This is a genomic window from Nitrosomonas communis (genome assembly GCF_024102715.1).
Classification (GTDB): domain Bacteria; phylum Pseudomonadota; class Gammaproteobacteria; order Burkholderiales; family Nitrosomonadaceae; genus Nitrosomonas; species Nitrosomonas communis_B.
The window spans coordinates 15,797-32,856 of sequence record NZ_JAGFJM010000012.1; the positions used below are offsets into that span (position 1 = coordinate 15,797).

Annotated in this window: 12 protein-coding genes; 10 read left to right on the forward strand and 2 right to left on the reverse strand. The window is 44.5% G+C overall.

Translation table 11 applies throughout. The features are described 5' to 3' along the window. The first annotated feature begins 55 nt into the window (after positions 1-55). The 10 genes from fmt (at position 56) to fba (ending at position 13,761) form a co-directional block, all read left to right on the forward strand. Positions 56-1,012 (forward strand): methionyl-tRNA formyltransferase, encoded by a 957-nt coding sequence (fmt, locus tag J5I83_RS01790; protein WP_304052818.1) that lies wholly within the window; start codon positions 56-58, stop codon positions 1,010-1,012. Continuing rightward, on the forward strand, positions 1,005-2,282 hold the full coding sequence (gene rsmB, locus J5I83_RS01795; RefSeq protein WP_304052819.1) for a 16S rRNA (cytosine(967)-C(5))-methyltransferase RsmB: 1,278 nt from the start codon (positions 1,005-1,007) through the stop codon (positions 2,280-2,282). The genes fmt and rsmB overlap by 8 nt, the downstream gene beginning before the upstream one ends. After that, positions 2,260-2,883, forward strand: a complete 624-nt coding sequence (locus J5I83_RS01800) for a DUF4390 domain-containing protein (RefSeq protein WP_304052820.1) — start codon at positions 2,260-2,262, stop codon at positions 2,881-2,883. The genes rsmB and J5I83_RS01800 overlap by 23 nt, the downstream gene beginning before the upstream one ends. A gap of 9 nt (positions 2,884-2,892) precedes the next feature. Continuing rightward, positions 2,893-5,064 carry an ATP-binding protein gene (locus J5I83_RS01805; RefSeq protein ID WP_304052821.1) on the forward strand — a complete coding sequence of 724 codons (2,172 nt, stop codon included), beginning with the start codon at positions 2,893-2,895 and terminating at the stop codon, positions 5,062-5,064. Positions 5,065-5,159: 95 nt separating this feature from the next. Then, the gene (locus J5I83_RS01810) at positions 5,160-6,422 is read left to right on the forward strand and encodes a sigma-54 dependent transcriptional regulator (RefSeq protein ID WP_304052822.1); all 1,263 of its coding nucleotides are present in this window, start codon (positions 5,160-5,162) and stop codon (positions 6,420-6,422) included. Between the two features lie 157 nt (positions 6,423-6,579). Beyond that, positions 6,580-8,595, forward strand: coding sequence for a transketolase (tkt, locus tag J5I83_RS01815; protein ID WP_304052823.1), 2,016 nt, complete (start codon positions 6,580-6,582; stop codon positions 8,593-8,595). Positions 8,596-8,665: 70 nt separating this feature from the next. Beyond that, entirely contained in the window at positions 8,666-9,667 is a 1,002-nt protein-coding gene (gap, locus tag J5I83_RS01820; protein ID WP_304052825.1) for a type I glyceraldehyde-3-phosphate dehydrogenase, read from the forward strand. 221 nt (positions 9,668-9,888) lie between these two features. After that, positions 9,889-11,067, forward strand: coding sequence for a phosphoglycerate kinase (locus J5I83_RS01825; protein ID WP_304052827.1), 1,179 nt, complete (start codon positions 9,889-9,891; stop codon positions 11,065-11,067). Between the two features lie 27 nt (positions 11,068-11,094). Then, positions 11,095-12,570, forward strand: coding sequence for a pyruvate kinase (gene pyk, locus J5I83_RS01830; RefSeq protein ID WP_304052829.1), 1,476 nt, complete (start codon positions 11,095-11,097; stop codon positions 12,568-12,570). A 126-nt stretch (positions 12,571-12,696) separates the two neighbouring features. Next, entirely contained in the window at positions 12,697-13,761 is a 1,065-nt protein-coding gene (fba, locus tag J5I83_RS01835; protein WP_304052831.1) for a class II fructose-bisphosphate aldolase, read from the forward strand. Between the two features lie 150 nt (positions 13,762-13,911). Here the strand turns inward: fba and J5I83_RS01840 are convergent, their stop codons facing one another. Together J5I83_RS01840 and ppk1 are read right to left on the reverse strand one after the other, a co-directional pair. Beyond that, positions 13,912-15,456 (reverse strand): CYTH and CHAD domain-containing protein, encoded by a 1,545-nt coding sequence (locus J5I83_RS01840; protein WP_304052833.1) that lies wholly within the window; start codon positions 15,454-15,456, stop codon positions 13,912-13,914. Between the two features lie 18 nt (positions 15,457-15,474). Next, positions 15,475-17,060: polyphosphate kinase 1 (gene ppk1, locus J5I83_RS01845; RefSeq protein ID WP_304052835.1), on the reverse strand; the 1,586-nt coding region annotated here is incomplete at its 5' end.

The window sequence follows — 17,060 nt, forward strand, 5'->3', positions numbered from 1 at the left end:
TATTTTGGCTAAATCTTTTCCTTTAAGAAGAACATGTGTTGATCTTAAGTTTTCCATGAGAATTATTTTTGCTGGCACCCCAGTTTTTGCAGCAAGAGCATTGACTTCTTTGCTAAGCGCCGGGTATCAGATTGTATTAGTGTTGACCCAGCCCGATCGTCCGGCAGGGCGTGGGATGAAAACCCAAGTAAGTGAAGTGAAAAAAGTTGCGCAAGCATATGATGTTCCCTTGTTGCAGCCGCTAACATTAAAACCAGAAGCTATTCATGCGCAGCTAAAGGCGTTTGGTGCAGATGTAATGGTAGTTGCAGCTTATGGGTTAATACTACCGGAAGCAGTGCTAAAAATTCCGCGTTATGGCTGCTTGAACATTCATGCTTCTCTATTGCCTCGCTGGCGAGGTGCGGCGCCTATTCAACGAGCTATATTGGCCGGTGACCAGAAAACCGGTATTACTATCATGCAAATGGATGAAGGGCTTGATACCGGCGCTATGCTGCTGCAGCATGCTATTCCTATTGACCCTGTTGAGACTGCGCAAACTCTGCACGATAAGCTTGCTAACTTAGGCGCGCAGAGTATTATCGAGTCGCTGGAATTATTGCGGCTTGGTAAATTAACTGCAACCCCTCAGGATGATGCACAGGCATGCTACGCAGCTAAAATACAAAAAAAAGAAGCAGAAATTGACTGGCAATTGGATGCAGACCAGATTGACCGAAGTATCCGGGCATTGAATCCTTATCCAGGCGCTTATACGTATCTTGAGGGCAATATATTGAAGATATGGCAAGCAAGGGTTGCAAAAAGTGATTCTGGCGCAGCAGGAGAAATCATTGCGGCTGGGAGCGATGGTATCATCGTAAGTTGTGGAAAAGGTGCGCTGATTTTAGAGACTGTGCAAAAATCAGGTGGAAGAAAAATGCTTGTTGCAGAATTTCTGGCAGGACATTCCTTGCAGCCAGGTCAGTTTTTCTCCGCAGTGATGTCTGCTGGTCTGCTAAATGAATAAAACCCAACGCTTGGCTATAACTGCGATAGGGCGTGTTCTGGCAGGCGCAAATCTAACAGCGGTTTTACAGGAAATATGGCGATCCAATCCGCTCCTTTCTCAGCAACAGCGAGGTGCAATTCAGGATTTGACCTATGGCGTGCTGCGTTATTACGGACAACTTGATACATTGCTCGGTTTATTGTTGGATAGAACATTACACGATCATGAGCTGCGTTACTTGTTGTTGGTAAGTTTGTATCAGTTGCAATACAGCAAAGCGCCTTCCTATGCGATTGTCGATCACGCTGTTTCTACCGCCCGCCTCGTAAGCAATAAGCGGGGTGCCCCTGGATTGGTCAATGCAGTTTTACGGAATTTTATCCGTAAGGGTTCAGCCTTATGGGAGCAGGTTAGTAAAAATGATGTGGGAAAATACTCTCATCCGCAATGGTGGGTCGATAAACTTCGCAAGCAATACCCTCAGCGCTATAAAACTATTCTGAGCGCTAGTAATCAACATCCTGCAATGACATTGCGAGTTAACTCCAGAAGAATCGGGCTTGCAGCGTACCAGAGAATGCTGGACGAGCATGGCATTAAGGCTGATTTGATATGGGGTGTAGCGCTAAGGTTAGTTCAGCCATTACCGGTTGAAAAGCTGCCTGGATTTGCAGAAGGATTGGTGTCGATACAAGACGCTGGTGCACAATTGGCTGCGCCGTTGCTGGATGTGCATGATGGCATGCATGTATTAGACGCTTGTGCTGCGCCTGGTGGAAAGAGTACACATTTGCTGGAATTAGCACAAATAAGACTAACCGCGCTTGATAACGATGCTCAACGGCTGGCACGGGTAGCAGAAAATTTTGAACGCCTGGGAAATCAACCTCATCACTTAGTGTGTGGTAATGCGCTCCACCCTGCAGAATGGTGGGATGGTCAGCCATTTGACCGAATCTTGGCAGACGTTCCCTGCAGCGCATCAGGCGTGGTTAGTCGTCACCCTGATATCAAGTGGTTGCGGCGGCAAGCTGATTTGCCCACTTTTGCAAGCAATCAAGAGAATATTCTTAACGCTTTGTGGCAAATGCTGAAACGAGAAGGAAAGTTGTTGTATGTAACCTGCTCTATTTTTCATGAAGAAAATTGGACTTTAATTGAGAAATTTTTACACTCGCATCAAGATGCAAGTTTATTACCCTTATCGCATTCTGATATGGTTAATGGGCAATTATTACCGAATTCTCTGCATGACGGTTTTTTCTATGCCTTATTTTATAAGGCATGAGAGGATCTGGCCGCTAAAGGGATTGTTGCAGCTCGCGGCAACAATTCTGCTGGTTTTGTCGCTATTGTCAGCAGCGTCAGCTCGGGGACAGGGCGGGATAGAAATAAAATCGTTTGCCCTGGAAGCTACAAGAAAAAGTTACCAAATAAGTATCGATGCGGAAATCCAGCTTAATAGCACTCTGGAGCAAGCCTTAGAAAAAGGCATCACTCTTTATTTTGTATCCAAATTTACTTTGATAGATAGCCGTTGGTATTGGCTGGATGAGGAAGTAGCTCGCAGTAAACAACGTATAGGGCTAAGCTATCATGCGCTTACCCGGCAATATCGCTTGAGTGGCCGCCGGATGATGTCACAAGGCTTTGATACATTGCAAGAAGCGCTACAGGTTCTGGGGAGACAGCATAATATGCCTATTGAAATAAGCGTCCCGCTCAAGCCGGGTAAGGAATATGCTGCTACTTTGCAAGTATGGCTTGATATTTCCCGATTGGCCAAACCATTTCAGCTAGAATGGTTTAGTTCAGATGACTGGAATTTGAGCTCAGAAAAAAAAGAATGGCATATTAAATTGCCTGTGTTCCCTCAGAATCTCCCATAAAAAGAATCCATGAAGTACCTCATCACCATCGTTACGGGTCTTAGTGTTGTCATGTTGTTTTTGTTGGCAACAGCAGGTGCTAACACCGAGTTTCTTGAACGTCTTTACCGCTGGCTAATTGGCTTTAATGTGATTTTTGTATTGGTCTTGCTGGTGGTGGTGGGGTTCTTGCTATGGCGGCTGAACAGGAGGCTAAAAACACGTGTTTTTGGTTCTAGGCTGGCACTGCGCCTATTGATAATTTTTTCACTGATGGCCATTCTTCCAGGGGCATTAGTGTATGGTATTTCGGTGCAGTTTCTGGGAAAAAGTATCGAATCCTGGTTTGACGTGAAAGTTGAGCAGGCATTAGAGGGAGGACTTAATTTAGGGCAAACCATGCTTGACAATTTACTCGAAGAACTCGAGAAAAAGGCCAAGGCGACCGCATTGACATTGTCTGAATCATCCGCAATGCCATTATCTGCATTGAATCAGTTATTGGTTCAGTCACAGATACAGGAAGCAACATTGTTTAATCAAGATGGCAAGGCGATTGCTTTTTCCAGCATAGACGATATGGCGCTGTTTCCAGAAATACCCAACGCTGCTGCTATGCGGCATATCCGGATGCAGAAAAGCTACAGTGCCGTGGAATCTATTCCTGGGAAAGGGCTGTATTTGCGCGTGCTAGTTCCTGTCAATGTATTAAATCTTGATGATGATATTCGGGTGCTGCAAGTTTTGCAGCAAGTACCTGGTCTGCTGGCGGAGAATGCCGAAATTGTCCAGACGGGGTATCGCGATTACCAGGAATTAACGTTATCCCGCCAAGGACTGACTCGACTTTATAGCGTCACATTAACATTGGCATTGTTTTTAGCACTTTTTTCTGCACTCGCCGCCGCTTTTCTTATCAGTGAAAAATTAAGCGCACCTTTGGGTATGCTGGCCGAGGGGACGAGAGCTGTAGCGCAGGGTGATTTTAGTAGGCGTCATCGCGTGCAAAGTAACGATGAGCTCGGAATACTGACAGAATCTTTCAATCTCATGACCGAGCAGCTTGAAGTGGCGCGCGCTACAGCAGAACGGAATCAGCAGGAGATAGAAAACGCCCGAGCCTATCTTGAAAGTATATTGGCCAATCTTTCTTCCGGCGTCATGGTATTCGATGAAAATTTACTGATGAGTACGGTCAATCACAGTGCTGAGCAAATTTTGCAGATTCCATTGACTAATCTGGTAGGGTTAACAATTGAAGAATGCGCAAAAAAGGAATCGAAATTACAAACGCTGGCAAAGGAAATACGAAATGGATTCAATTCGGCAGAAATGGGAGAATGGCAACGTCAAGTATTGCATTTTAGTGAGAATAAAGATCAGGTTCTGCTTCTTCGGGGATCACACTTGCCCCAGATAACGGGAGGAGGTGTCGTTGTATTTGATGATATTACTAGCTTATTGCAAGTTCAGCGTACAGTTGCATGGGGCGAGGTTGCCCGCCGGCTTGCTCATGAAATTAAGAATCCTTTGACGCCTATTCAACTTTCTGCAGAACGTATGCAACATAAATTGATGGAAAAATTAAGCGGTCAGGATGCAAAAATTCTACAACGTTCTACTGAGACGATCGTCAATCAAGTCGAAGCACTTAAGAAAATGGTCAATGAATTCAGTGAATATGCACGTATTCCTGAATTGGAGTTTTACCAGCTAGACTTTAACAGATTGATTCGTGAGGTGCTTGCATTATATGAAACTGCAAACCCTCAATCAGAGGGGGGGCATAACATCAGAATCAACTTGGAGTTGACTGCTGATCCTTCGTTAATAAGAGGAGATCCCGCGAGATTACGGCAAGTTATTCATAATCTGTTGCAAAACGCCCAGGATGCCTTAGTCGATGCGGTAGATCCTACGATTACAGTGCATACCGAAACACTCTCAAATGGTATTCAGTTCAGCGTGAGTGATAATGGTAAAGGATTTGCTGAGCAAATTAAGGCGCAAGTATTTGAGCCCTATGTAACGACCAAGGTAAAAGGAACAGGTCTCGGCCTGCCGATCGTCAAGAAAATTATTAATGAACATAATGGTACAATCCAGATAGGAAATATCCGACCGCATGGAGCCAAGATTACCATTGTTTTACCAAGATTATTATCGGATCACACCATATCGATTCCTCATCAAGTAATATAGCCATATGAAGAAGTGGAAGTGTGTGAGTTGTTGATTTAATCATATTACACAAGTAGTTAGTTGCATTCCAGTCCTGAGAGGTAAATTACAATATAATGGCCAACAATACGATTCTTGTTGTTGATGATGAGGTTGGCATCCGCGAGCTTTTATCCGAAATCTTAAATGATGAGGGATATCGGGTAGTTCTGGCAGAAAACGCAGAACAGGCCCGCAACTGGCGTAACCAGTCTCGCCCCGATTTGGTACTTTTGGATATCTGGATGCCTGATACAGATGGCATCACGCTACTCAAAGATTGGGCCAATAGTGGATTACTTACCATGCCAGTAGTAATGATGTCCGGACATGGCACCATTGATACTGCAGTGGAAGCAACACGCATTGGCGCTGTGGGTTATCTGGAAAAACCCATACCATTACAAAAGTTACTGAGTACTGTTGGGCAAGCTTTGCGTGGCGGCCAAAGTAAGCCGATTCCGACTTTTTCCCTGGTGAGTCTGGGTCGAGGGGCTTTAATTACAGAATTAAAAAAGAAACTCGAGCAGGTCGCTAATTTGAAAGTACCTGTGCTGCTTATGGGTGAGCCTGGGGTAGGAATAGAGCACTGTGCTCATTTCTTGCATCGTATCAATACACCTTGGATTGAGCCGGAATCATTTTCATTTCTTGCGGAAAATCCAGTCAATTTGCTCGAACAGGCAAAAGATGGCCTATTGTTTCTTAGAGAAATTAGCGAACTCAATAAACTGGAGCAAAAAGGGCTGCTCCTGCTGCTGAGTAAATTAGAAAAATTTAATGTGCGTCTAGTGTGTGCCACAACTCAGTCATTAGCTGAGTTAGCGGCGCAGGGTAATTTTAATCTTAAGTTATATGAAATTTTGAGTAATCTTTGTATCAGCTTGCCAGCACTGAGAATGCATCGTGAAGATATTCCAGAATTAGCCAATCAAATACTCTCAAGTTATATAGAATCGGGTAAAGCGCCGTTTATTCATTTTAGTACAGCGGCATTGAATACGTTACGCAATTATGACTGGCCTGGTAATTTGACTCAATTAACAAGCGTGGTGCATTCGTTAGCTTTAACTTGTACGGGTAATGAGATTTCGGCTGACGTCGTTCAGCAAGCATTAACACCTCCTTTACCGGCAGCAATGACAGTTGCTCCGGATATTCCCTTGAATGTATCACTGCGTGAGGCCAGAGATTTATTTGAAAAAAATTATTTTGAAAAGCTGATTGACCAAGAAGGTGGCAACATGACCCGCGTTGCCGAGCGTGCAGGATTAGAACGTACTCATCTTTATCGCAAAATAAAAACCCTGGGCATTAAGTTACGTAGTCAGAACAATTGATTAATTGATGTCAATAAAAATATGAGTGAGTGTATCGGTAAATCAATATTGTAGAGCACTTCGTCTTAGGTAATAATAGCGGTTTTTGCCAACTTTTGTTGTCATGTGGCGCGGAAGATGGGTATTCTGATTTTGAATTTTTTATGGAGTAGTAAAAATGGGAGCATTTGAGGATTTTAACGCGCCAGTATTCAAGAATTTGACGAGTGCTATTCGCGCCTTGGCTATGGATGCAGTAGAAAAAGCTAAATCTGGACATCCTGGTATGCCTATGGGTATGGCAGAAATTGCGGAAGTACTTTGGATTCATCATTTGCGTCATAATCCTAATAACCCCAAATGGGTTGACCGTGACCGCTTTGTTTTATCCAATGGGCATGGTTCTATGCTGCTTTATGCGCTATTGCATTTGACTGGTTATGATGTATCAATTGACGATATCAAAAATTTTCGTCAACTTCATTCCAAAACGCCTGGACATCCGGAGTATGGCTATACCCCAGGAGTAGAAACAACGACAGGTCCTCTGGGGCAGGGAATTACTAATGCGGTAGGTATGGCATTGGCAGAAAAAATTCTCGCGGATGAATTCAATCGCCCTGGTTTTGACATCGTCAATCACTATACTTATGTGTTTCTTGGTGATGGTTGCTTGATGGAGGGTATTTCACATGAAGCATGTTCTCTGGCAGGTACGTTAGAGCTAGGTAAACTTATTTGTTTTTATGACGATAACGGCATTTCAATCGATGGACATGTGGAAGGTTGGTTTACTGACGATACACCAAAACGCTTTGAGGCTTATGGCTGGCATGTAGTGCCTAATGTAAATGGTCATGATCCAGAGGCGATCGAAGCCGCAATCGAAGCTGCTAAAAAGAATCCAAACAAACCTTCTATGATCTGCTGTAAGACGGTTATTGGAATGGGATCGCCCAACAAAGCTAATACCCATGCAGTTCATGGTGCGGCACTGGGAGACGAAGAGATTGCAGCTACACGCCCACATATTGGATGGCATTACCTTCCCTTTGAGATTCCGCAGGAAGTCTACGATGCATGGGATGGACGTACAAAAGGTCAGAAACTAGAGAATGAGTGGAGTCATAAGTTTGCAGAATATGAGAAGAAATATCCTGCAGAAGCAGCCGAGTTTATACGTCGTATGGCTGGGGAATTACCAGCTAACTGGTCTGAACATGTTAATGGGGTTATTAATCGGGTTAATGCCAAGGGAGAGACCATTGCAACTCGCAAAGCATCGCAAAACGCGATTGAGGGATTGGCGCCAGTCCTGCCTGAACTGGTAGGCGGGTCAGCTGACTTGGCTGGCTCTAATCTGACACTGTGGTCTGGTTCACGTGGTGTGGCTGCAGAATCGGGCGGAAATTATATTTACTATGGTGTGCGTGAATTTGGTATGAGCGCCATGATGAATGGCTTGTCACTGCATGGCGGCATCATTCCTTATGGGGGGACATTCCTGATGTTCTCAGAGTATGCACGCAATGCCTTGCGCATGGCGGCTTTAATGAAGATCCGTAACATCTTCGTGTTTACCCATGATTCGATTGGTTTAGGTGAGGATGGTCCAACCCATCAACCGATTGAACAAACAGCAACGTTACGCCTGATACCGAATATGGATGTGTGGCGGCCATGTGATACGGTCGAATCAACCGTAGCTTGGGCACGTGCTATTGAGCGCAAGAATGGGCCGACGACACTCATTTTTAGCCGTCAAAATTTACCTTTCCAGAAAAGAGATGAAGCAACGATTAAGCTGATTGATAAAGGCGCATATGTCTTATCAGAAGCCGCTGATGGAAAATCGCAAGCAGTCATTATCGCCACTGGATCAGAAGTGGCACTGGCCATGGCCGCCCAGAAAGCATTGTCTGATGCAGGCATCCATGTGCGAGTAGTCTCCATGCCATGTGCTAATGTGTACGATCGCCAAGACCAGGCCTATCAGGAAAGTGTGTTACCAAAAGGTATTAAGCGTATCGCAATAGAGGCGGGTGTGACAGATTACTGGTATAAATATGTCGGACTTGAAGGGGAAATCATAGGTATTGATACTTTCGGTGAGTCAGCTCCAGCCGAGGAGTTGTTTAAATACTTTGGTTTCACGGTTGAGAACGTCGTAGATGCTGTGAAGAGAATTATATAAAACGTGTTATCTGTACAGACAAAATAGGCATGTTTAGTAACAGTTTTTTTTTGTTTAAGGAGTTTATGTAATGACAATTAAAGTAGGAATCAATGGGTTTGGTCGTATTGGGCGGATGGTATTTCGCGCCTCAGTTGAAAAATTCAGCGACATCGATGTGGTTGCAATCAACGATCTGCTTGAACCCGACTACTTGGCTTATATGCTAACGCATGATTCTGTGCATGGTCGTTTTAATGGAAGTGTCTCAGTAGATGGCAATACTTTAGTAGTGAATGGTAAGCGGATACGTCTAACTGCGATTAAGGATCCTGCCGAGCTAAAATGGAATGAGGCCGGTGTTGACGTAGTAGTGGAAGCAACAGGACTTTTCCTCACTAAAGAAACTTGCGAAAAGCACCTTGCAGCAGGCGCCAAGAAAGTTATTATGACTGCGCCATCCAAAGACGATACACCAATGTTTGTATATGGTGTGAATGATCAGTCCTATAATGGGCAAGCTATCGTCTCTAATGCTTCCTGTACTACTAACTGTCTTGCGCCAATCGCAAAAGTATTGAATGATACGTGGGGAATTAAACGCGGCTTAATGACCACTGTGCATGCTGCAACTGCTACTCAAAAAACTGTGGATGGTCCTTCTAATAAGGATTGGCGAGGTGGTCGAGGAATTCTTGAGAATATTATTCCTTCTTCTACCGGGGCAGCGAAAGCAGTCGGTGTAGTTATTCCTGAGTTGAACAAGAAACTTACCGGTATGGCCTTTAGAGTACCAACTTCTGATGTTTCGGTAGTGGATCTTACCGTGGAATTAAATAAGGATGCCACTTACGACGAAATCTGTAATGTCATGAAATCTGCATCGGAAGGGCCATTGAAAGGTGTGCTTGGCTATACTGCCGACAAAGTCGTATCTACTGACTTCCGGGGTGAGGTCTGTACTTCTGTTTTTGATGCGGAGGCAGGCATATCATTAGACAAAAACTTTGTTAAGGTCGTTGCCTGGTACGATAATGAATGGGGATATTCCTGTAAAGTATTAGAAATGGTTCGCGTTATTGCTGGCAAATAAATCCACAAAGAATCAAAGTAAGCATCAGATTTACTCCGGATAAATGGCTTGAAGGTTTAAACGTCATAATCGACTATATTAATAAAGGGTGATTATGAGTTTATCCGGGGTTATCTAATGCCTGTATCATAGTAGATATAAGTTTATCCTTTTGAGCTAGTTTGCAGTCAACAAGACTGCAAACTATTCTTATTAATATTAGTGTCTATATTGGAGTTAATGTGTCTGTTATCAAACTCACTGATCTTGATCTGAAAGACAAGCGTGTCTTTATTCGTGCTGATCTGAATGTGCCTATTAAAGATGGCAAAGTTACATCGGATGCGCGCATTACAGCATCTATGGCCACTATTAAATATTGCTTGGAGCGTGGCGCAAGAGTCATGGTAACTTCTCACTTAGGTCGACCTGAAGAAGGGGTATGGAGTGAGGAGAATTCACTTAAACCCGTGGCCGACAATATTGCAGAACGCTTGGGTAAGCCAGTGCGCTTAATCAGAGATTGGATAAACGATGCAGTCGAAGTTGCACAGGGTGAGTTGGTCGTTCTGGAAAATTGCCGATTTAACAAAGGCGAGAAAAAAAACGATGATGCAACTGCACAGAGCTACGCCAAGTTATGTGACATATTTGTGATGGATGCATTCGGTACGGCACATCGGGCTGAAGCATCAACGCATGGAATCGCAAAATATGCTCCGATAGCATGCGCAGGTATACTGCTGACAGAAGAATTAGATGCGCTGACTAAAGCGTTACTCAATCCAGCGCGGCCTATGGTTGCCATTGTGGGAGGCTCAAAAGTATCAACCAAGCTGACCGTACTTGAATCCCTCTCTGAGAAAGTAGATCAATTAGTGGTTGGTGGCGGAATTGCTAATACTTTCTTGAAAGCTGCAGGAAAGAATATTGGTAAATCTTTGTGTGAAGATGATTTAGTGCCGACTGCAAAGATGTTAATGGATAAAATGAAACAGCGTAACGCAACGATTCCAATTGCCGTGGATGTTGTAATTGGCAAGAAATTCGATGCGAATGAACCAGCGGTGATAAAAGATGCAGATACTGTATCGAATGATGACATGATTTTCGATATTGGACCAAAAAGTGCTCAGGAACTGGCCGACATTATCATGAAGGCTGGGACAGTGGTATGGAATGGACCTGTGGGTGTATTTGAGTTTGATCAGTTTGGTGCGGGCACGCATACCATTGCCAAAGCGATTGCTGACACTAAAGCGTTTACCTTGGCCGGAGGTGGCGATACCATTGCTGCAATCCAGAAATACGGTATATACGACAAAGTCTCGTATATATCGACAGCAGGCGGGGCTTTTCTTGAATTCCTAGAAGGGAAGAAGCTCCCAGCAGTTGAAATTCTCGAATTGCGTGCACGCTAAGAACTAATCCGAGAATTCTTTGCAAGAATGATTAGAAGAACAAAAATTGTTGCTACACTGGGACCTGGTTGTAGTGATCCGACCATATTGCGGCATATGATCCTGGCTGGTGTTAATGTTGTGCGGATAAATTTCTCCCATGGCACCCGCGAAGAACATATAGCATATGCTGATCTTACTCGCTCACTGGCACGCGCTACTGGTTGTACAGTCGGGATATTAGCTGATTTGCAAGGACCTAAAATCCGTATTGGAAAATTTGATCATGGGAAAATCTGGCTTAAAGTAGGAGATGAATTCATACTTGATGCCGAGTGTGAATTAGGTAACGAGGAAAGAGTAGGTCTTGATTACAAAGAGTTACCCAACGATGTAGAAGTTGGCGCGACATTGTTATTAGATGATGGTCGTATTGTGCTGGATGTTACCAAGGTGATTGGAAGCGAAATATATTGCCAGGTCAAGCAGGGCGGTGTGCTGTCAAATAATAAAGGTATTAATCGGAAAGGTGGCGGACTGAGTGCGCCTGCACTGACGAATAAAGATATACAAGATATTAAGACTGCAGCGGCATTGAAAGCGGATTATTTAGCGGTATCTTTTCCTCGCACAGGTGAAGATATCCGTCAGGCACGTTCCTTGATGCAGGAGGCTGGCGGTAATAGCCTGATCATGGCAAAGATTGAACGTTCTGAAGCCATTCTCGCATTAGATGATATTTTAGACGCATCAGATGCCATTATGGTTGCGCGCGGTGATCTCGCCGTTGAAGTGGGGGACGCTGCAGTGCCAGCCTTGCAGAAGCGCATGATACGTTCTGCTCGCACTAAAAATAAGCTCGTTGTGACAGCGACCCAGATGATGGAATCAATGATCATCAACCCAATTCCAACCCGCGCGGAAGTGTCGGATGTGGCTAACGCAGTGCTGGATGGAACGGACGCTGTTATGTTGTCTGCCGAGTCTGCTACGGGGCAATATCCCATTGAGTCAGTAGAAGCGATGGCGAGGGTCTGTCTTGAAGCTGAAAAAGAGTACACAGTAAACCAGAGCCTGCGGCGTACGCCGGAGAATCAGCCCGTTAGTATAGAAGAAGCAATTGCCCGTGCGACCATGTATACTGCCAGTGGTCTTAAAATTCGCGCTATTGCCGCATTGACGCAGAGTGGCGTAACGGCTTTGTTAATGTCACGGAGAAGTTCAAAGGTACCGATATTTGCATTAAGTCCGCTAGAGGATACGCTTGGCAAAATGACGTTGTTTCGGGGGGTTTATCCGATAGAATTTGGCCAAGGCCTATTTGATCCGGAAATTATTCTGGATTTGGCAGAAGATGAGTTGTTCAAGCGTGGAGCAGTGCGCGATGGCGATTTGATTGTGATGACAATAGGGGAGCCTGTTGGCAAGGCAGGTGGAACAAATACCATGAAAATTGTTCGCGTCGGCGATAACAGAAAACCGCTAAATATAGAAGGCGCTGAAATAGCTTCAGTACATTCCTAATATCTCATACTTAAGATAGCTTAAATTTACTAATCAGGAATTCCGTTTAATTAGATTCTAATTCGAATTATCAATTCCAATTTTTATGATAAATCTGATACAAAACTTAAAATGAAGGAGACCTAAATGGCACTTGTATCATTGCGACAACTCTTGGATCATGCTGCAGAAAATGGATATGGATTGCCTGCGTTTAATGTGAACAATCTCGAGCAAATTCATGCCATTATGCAGGCAGCTGATGAATGCAATAGCCCAGTAATCATGCAAGGATCAGCAGGCGCACGTAAATATGCTGGAGAACCTTTTTTGCGTCATCTGATTGCAGCTGCAGTAGAAGCCTATCCACATATTCCTATCGTGATGCATCAAGACCATGGTGCTTCACCAGCAGTATGCGTGAATGCAATTCGTAGCGGTTTTTCCAGCGTGATGATGGATGGCTCGCTTGAAGAGGATGCCAAAACACCATCATCTTATGAATATAATGTTAATGTGACAGCTAAAGTTGTTGCCATGGCGCATGCAGTGGGTGTTTCTGTTGAAGGCGAATTAGGTTGTCTTGGATCGTTGGAATCCGGTATGGGAGAAGCAGAGGATGGTCATGGCGCAGAAGGCGTATTATCTCATGATCAATTGCTGACCGATCCTGAACAGGCAGCCGATTTTGTGAAGAAAACCGGTGTGGATGCGCTTGCCATTGCCATCGGCACATCACATGGCGCGTACAAATTTACACGAAAGCCAACTGGCGATATTTTGGCGATTGAACGTATCAAAGAGATCCATAAACGAATCCCTAATACCCATCTCGTCATGCATGGCTCAAGTTCTGTCCCGCAAGAATGGCTTGAGATCATTCGCGAATATGGTGGCGAAATGAAAGAAACGTATGGCGTGCCTGTAGAGGAAATTCAGGAAGGTATCAAGAACGGTGTGCGCAAAGTTAATATCGATACAGATATTCGATTAGCGATGACCGGTGCAATTCGTCGGCACTTGGCTAAGAACAAAAGTGAATTTGATCCAAGAAAATTCTTGAAGGATGCGACCGCTGCTGCTAAAGAAATTTGCAAGGCACGTTTCGAAGCATTTGGTAGTGCAGGACAAGCAAGCAAAATCAAACCCATCTCACTAGAAGAAATGGCTAACAAATACGCTAAAGGCGAGCTGAAAGCTATTGTGACTTAATGCATTTAAGTATGTAACAGAAGGAAAGCGGCTGCTGGAAATGATGGCTTATCCCCAGAAAATTCAGCAGCCTTATTTTTTGCTCTTTTTGCAATTTCTTACAATCTCTTATTTATATAAGAGCAACGGAAAGCCTGGGTGTGCAGTATTTCAATACGCTTTCCAGAAAAGGGGCGTATCGTAGAATGCTAACAAAGCACATTTTAGCTCTGTTTTCTTTTGTTCTGAGCGTTGACTATTCCATCCCAAAATGATTCCAATGGCCTCCCGTAACATTAATGTTTTTGTCTTCGTGGCGGGGATTTCTGCAAGAAGTTTGGTAATATTAGTGCAGTCGTTGATGGCGCCAAGAATATCCTGTAGGACAGACAATGTGTGCAGGTATCTCTTAACTTCTTCCTGTGAATAGAGAGAGTGGAAAAATTCAGTAACATAGCGTTGTTTCTTGATACTGATACGCAATGCATGAAGCGATGTGGCATCAAGTTTTTCAATTTCTTTGCTGGTTTTAAGGATGTGCTGATGCTGATTGGTCAGCGTGGTGCTCGTGAATGTGCTCAATACCGTGCTAGCGGTATTTTTCGTATGACGGGGTTGGATTGGATATTTGCACACCTCATCAAGCCATAAATTCAGATTCAGAATCAATTCTGTGTAACGCTTTGATTTGATGCTGGTGCATGCAATTTTGTGATGTCTTTTGCAGAATATGGCGCTCATTTTTGTGAGCGCTGAAATACCTGCATGTTTCGGGAAGATATCCTGAATCCAGGGAAGCTGCTCAATGATAAAAACATCCCAGTCGCGCGCCGGGTTCAATTGGCGAGTTAACCACTTAAGCTCGTGTACAATAGATGTACTTGAGATAACGGTGGAAAAAACATCAAATACTGCGTGCAGCCGGCGCAGTGCAACACGCATCTGATGGAGATACTCGATGTCGCCACCTGACAATACGCCATATTCATTCCGCGTCAATTGATCAAGGCAATTCTGTGCAATCGGGGTAAATGCCGCAATTAAATCCATATCTGCCCGGAGTACAACAGGCAATGCCTTCACGGGAGGAACCTTATAACCTGTATAAAGCATATAGCCGCGCTCAGCTTTACTCATGTTTTCCAGTCTAAGTGGCCATGGAAGTGTTTGCACCAGGGTAAGGGCAAAATGGAAAAGCTCGACAGCTTTACCTGATTTCAATTCAAGCTCGATTTCAGCAAGTCGCTCCTCAGCATGATTTGCGCTGATTTTGCCATGATCAAGACAGAACTCGATTTGACTTCCCTCACGCAATTGCAGCATACGCGTATGGCGCGTAAATTCTGTCATGAATATCGGTTGCAGTTGCTTGCTGAGCTCAGCATTACTAAATATCTTGATCATAGTGGGATCACTTAATTGCGTGAAATCAAGCTGGTTGTTAGCAACAGGCACTTCCCATTCATCGCGTTCATGTAATCCGGATGCAGCGCTGCCTTCTGTCTTAATGGTTTGTAGCCACTGTTTGCCGGCCCGGCGCAGGCGAAGTGCGCAATGCTGCTGTTTTAGAGCCAGATCGGGTGTGTCGTAGTAAATGGTATGAAGTTTTTGCTTGGTGAATGCCGAAATGCTCAAATCATCCAGCAACGGTAAATGCAGCAATTGTTTAATGCGGTTAGCAGGGAGCGATAACTTGAGTTCGATTTCTTTAGGCATTGTTGCAAACCGGTTAATTTAGCTTTGTGTTGCTGCCGCTAGTTTTGTAAGCAATGCTTCTTGAGCGCTGAAACGCCTGCTGGGGCGAACGGATTTACATTTATAATGACCATTGACATCCATTTCCCAGGCTTGAATGTTATCCCTAAGATAAGGTTTTAAACCTTCGGCGATAACACGCTTCTTCAGGCGAGGATCGAGCACAGGAAAACAAATTTCAATGCGGCGAAAGAAATTACGATCCATCCAGTCAGCACTGGATAAATAAACATTGTGATGATTGTTATTACAGAAATAAAAAATGCGCGTGTGCTCAAGAAAACGCCCGATGATCGAACGTACTTTAATGTGATCTGACAAACCTGGCACGCCTGGCCGCAAAGCACATGCGCCCCGGACGATGAGTTGGATTTTCACGCCGGCTTGAGAAGCCGCATACAATGCCTGAATGATATGAGGTTCCAATAGTGCATTCATTTTGGCAATGATCCCGGCTGGCTTACCTGCCTTGGCATTTTCCATTTCGTTGTTAATCGCATTGAGTATCTGACTATGAAGGCTAAAAGGGGATTGCCAAAGGTGTTTCAATTTGCTGGCCTTACCAAGACTGGTCAGTTGCAAGAAAACTTCACTGACATCAGCGCAGATTTCTTCATGACAGGTAAGTAAACCGAAATCAGTATAGAGCCGGGCAGTGCCAGGATGATAGTTACCGGTACTGAGATGTGCATAGCGGCGAAGCTTGCCTTCCTCCCGCCGCACCACCATCGCCATTTTGGAATGAGTTTTGTGACCTACAACGCCATAAACAACATGAGCACCCACTTCCTCAAGGCGGCCAGCCCAATTAATATTGGCTTCTTCGTCGAAGCGGGCAAGCAGCTCGACGACTACCGTGACTTCTTTTCCTCGACTGGCGGCAGCAATCAGCGCCTCCATGACGGTAGAATCCGAACCTGTTCGATATACTGTTTGTTTGACAGCGACGACATCCGGATCCGTTGAAGCTTGCTGAATAAATTGTATGACAGGTTGAAATGATTGATACGGATGATGCAATAAAATATCATTTTTGCGAATCATCTGAAAAATATCTGAGATTTTCTTTTTCTGAGTAGAAAACGGTAACCCTGGAATGAATAGCGGAAATTTCAGCTCCGGACGATCGATTTGTCCTGGCACTTGCATGAGGCGCACCAGATTGACAGGTCCATTGACCTGATACAAATCATCCTGAGTAAGGCCAAACTGGCCGAGAAGAAATTCAGAAATATGGGGTGGACAATTATCTGCCACTTCGAGTCGCACCGCGTTCCCGAGATGGCGCTGAGGTAATTCACCCTGCAAGGCAAGACGCAAATCTTTGATTTCTTCTTCATCCACGAACAGATCACTATTGCGGGTAACACGAAACTGGAAGCAGCCCATCGCCTGCATGCCCGCGAATAGCTCGCCTACATGCGCATGCAGAATCGAGGATAGAAATATAAAATTATATTCTTCAGAGCTGACTTCCTGAGGCAACCGTATGATGCGCGGAAGAATGCGCGGTGCTTGTACGATTGCCATTCCGGAATTTCGCCCGAAAGCATCTTTCCCCTCTA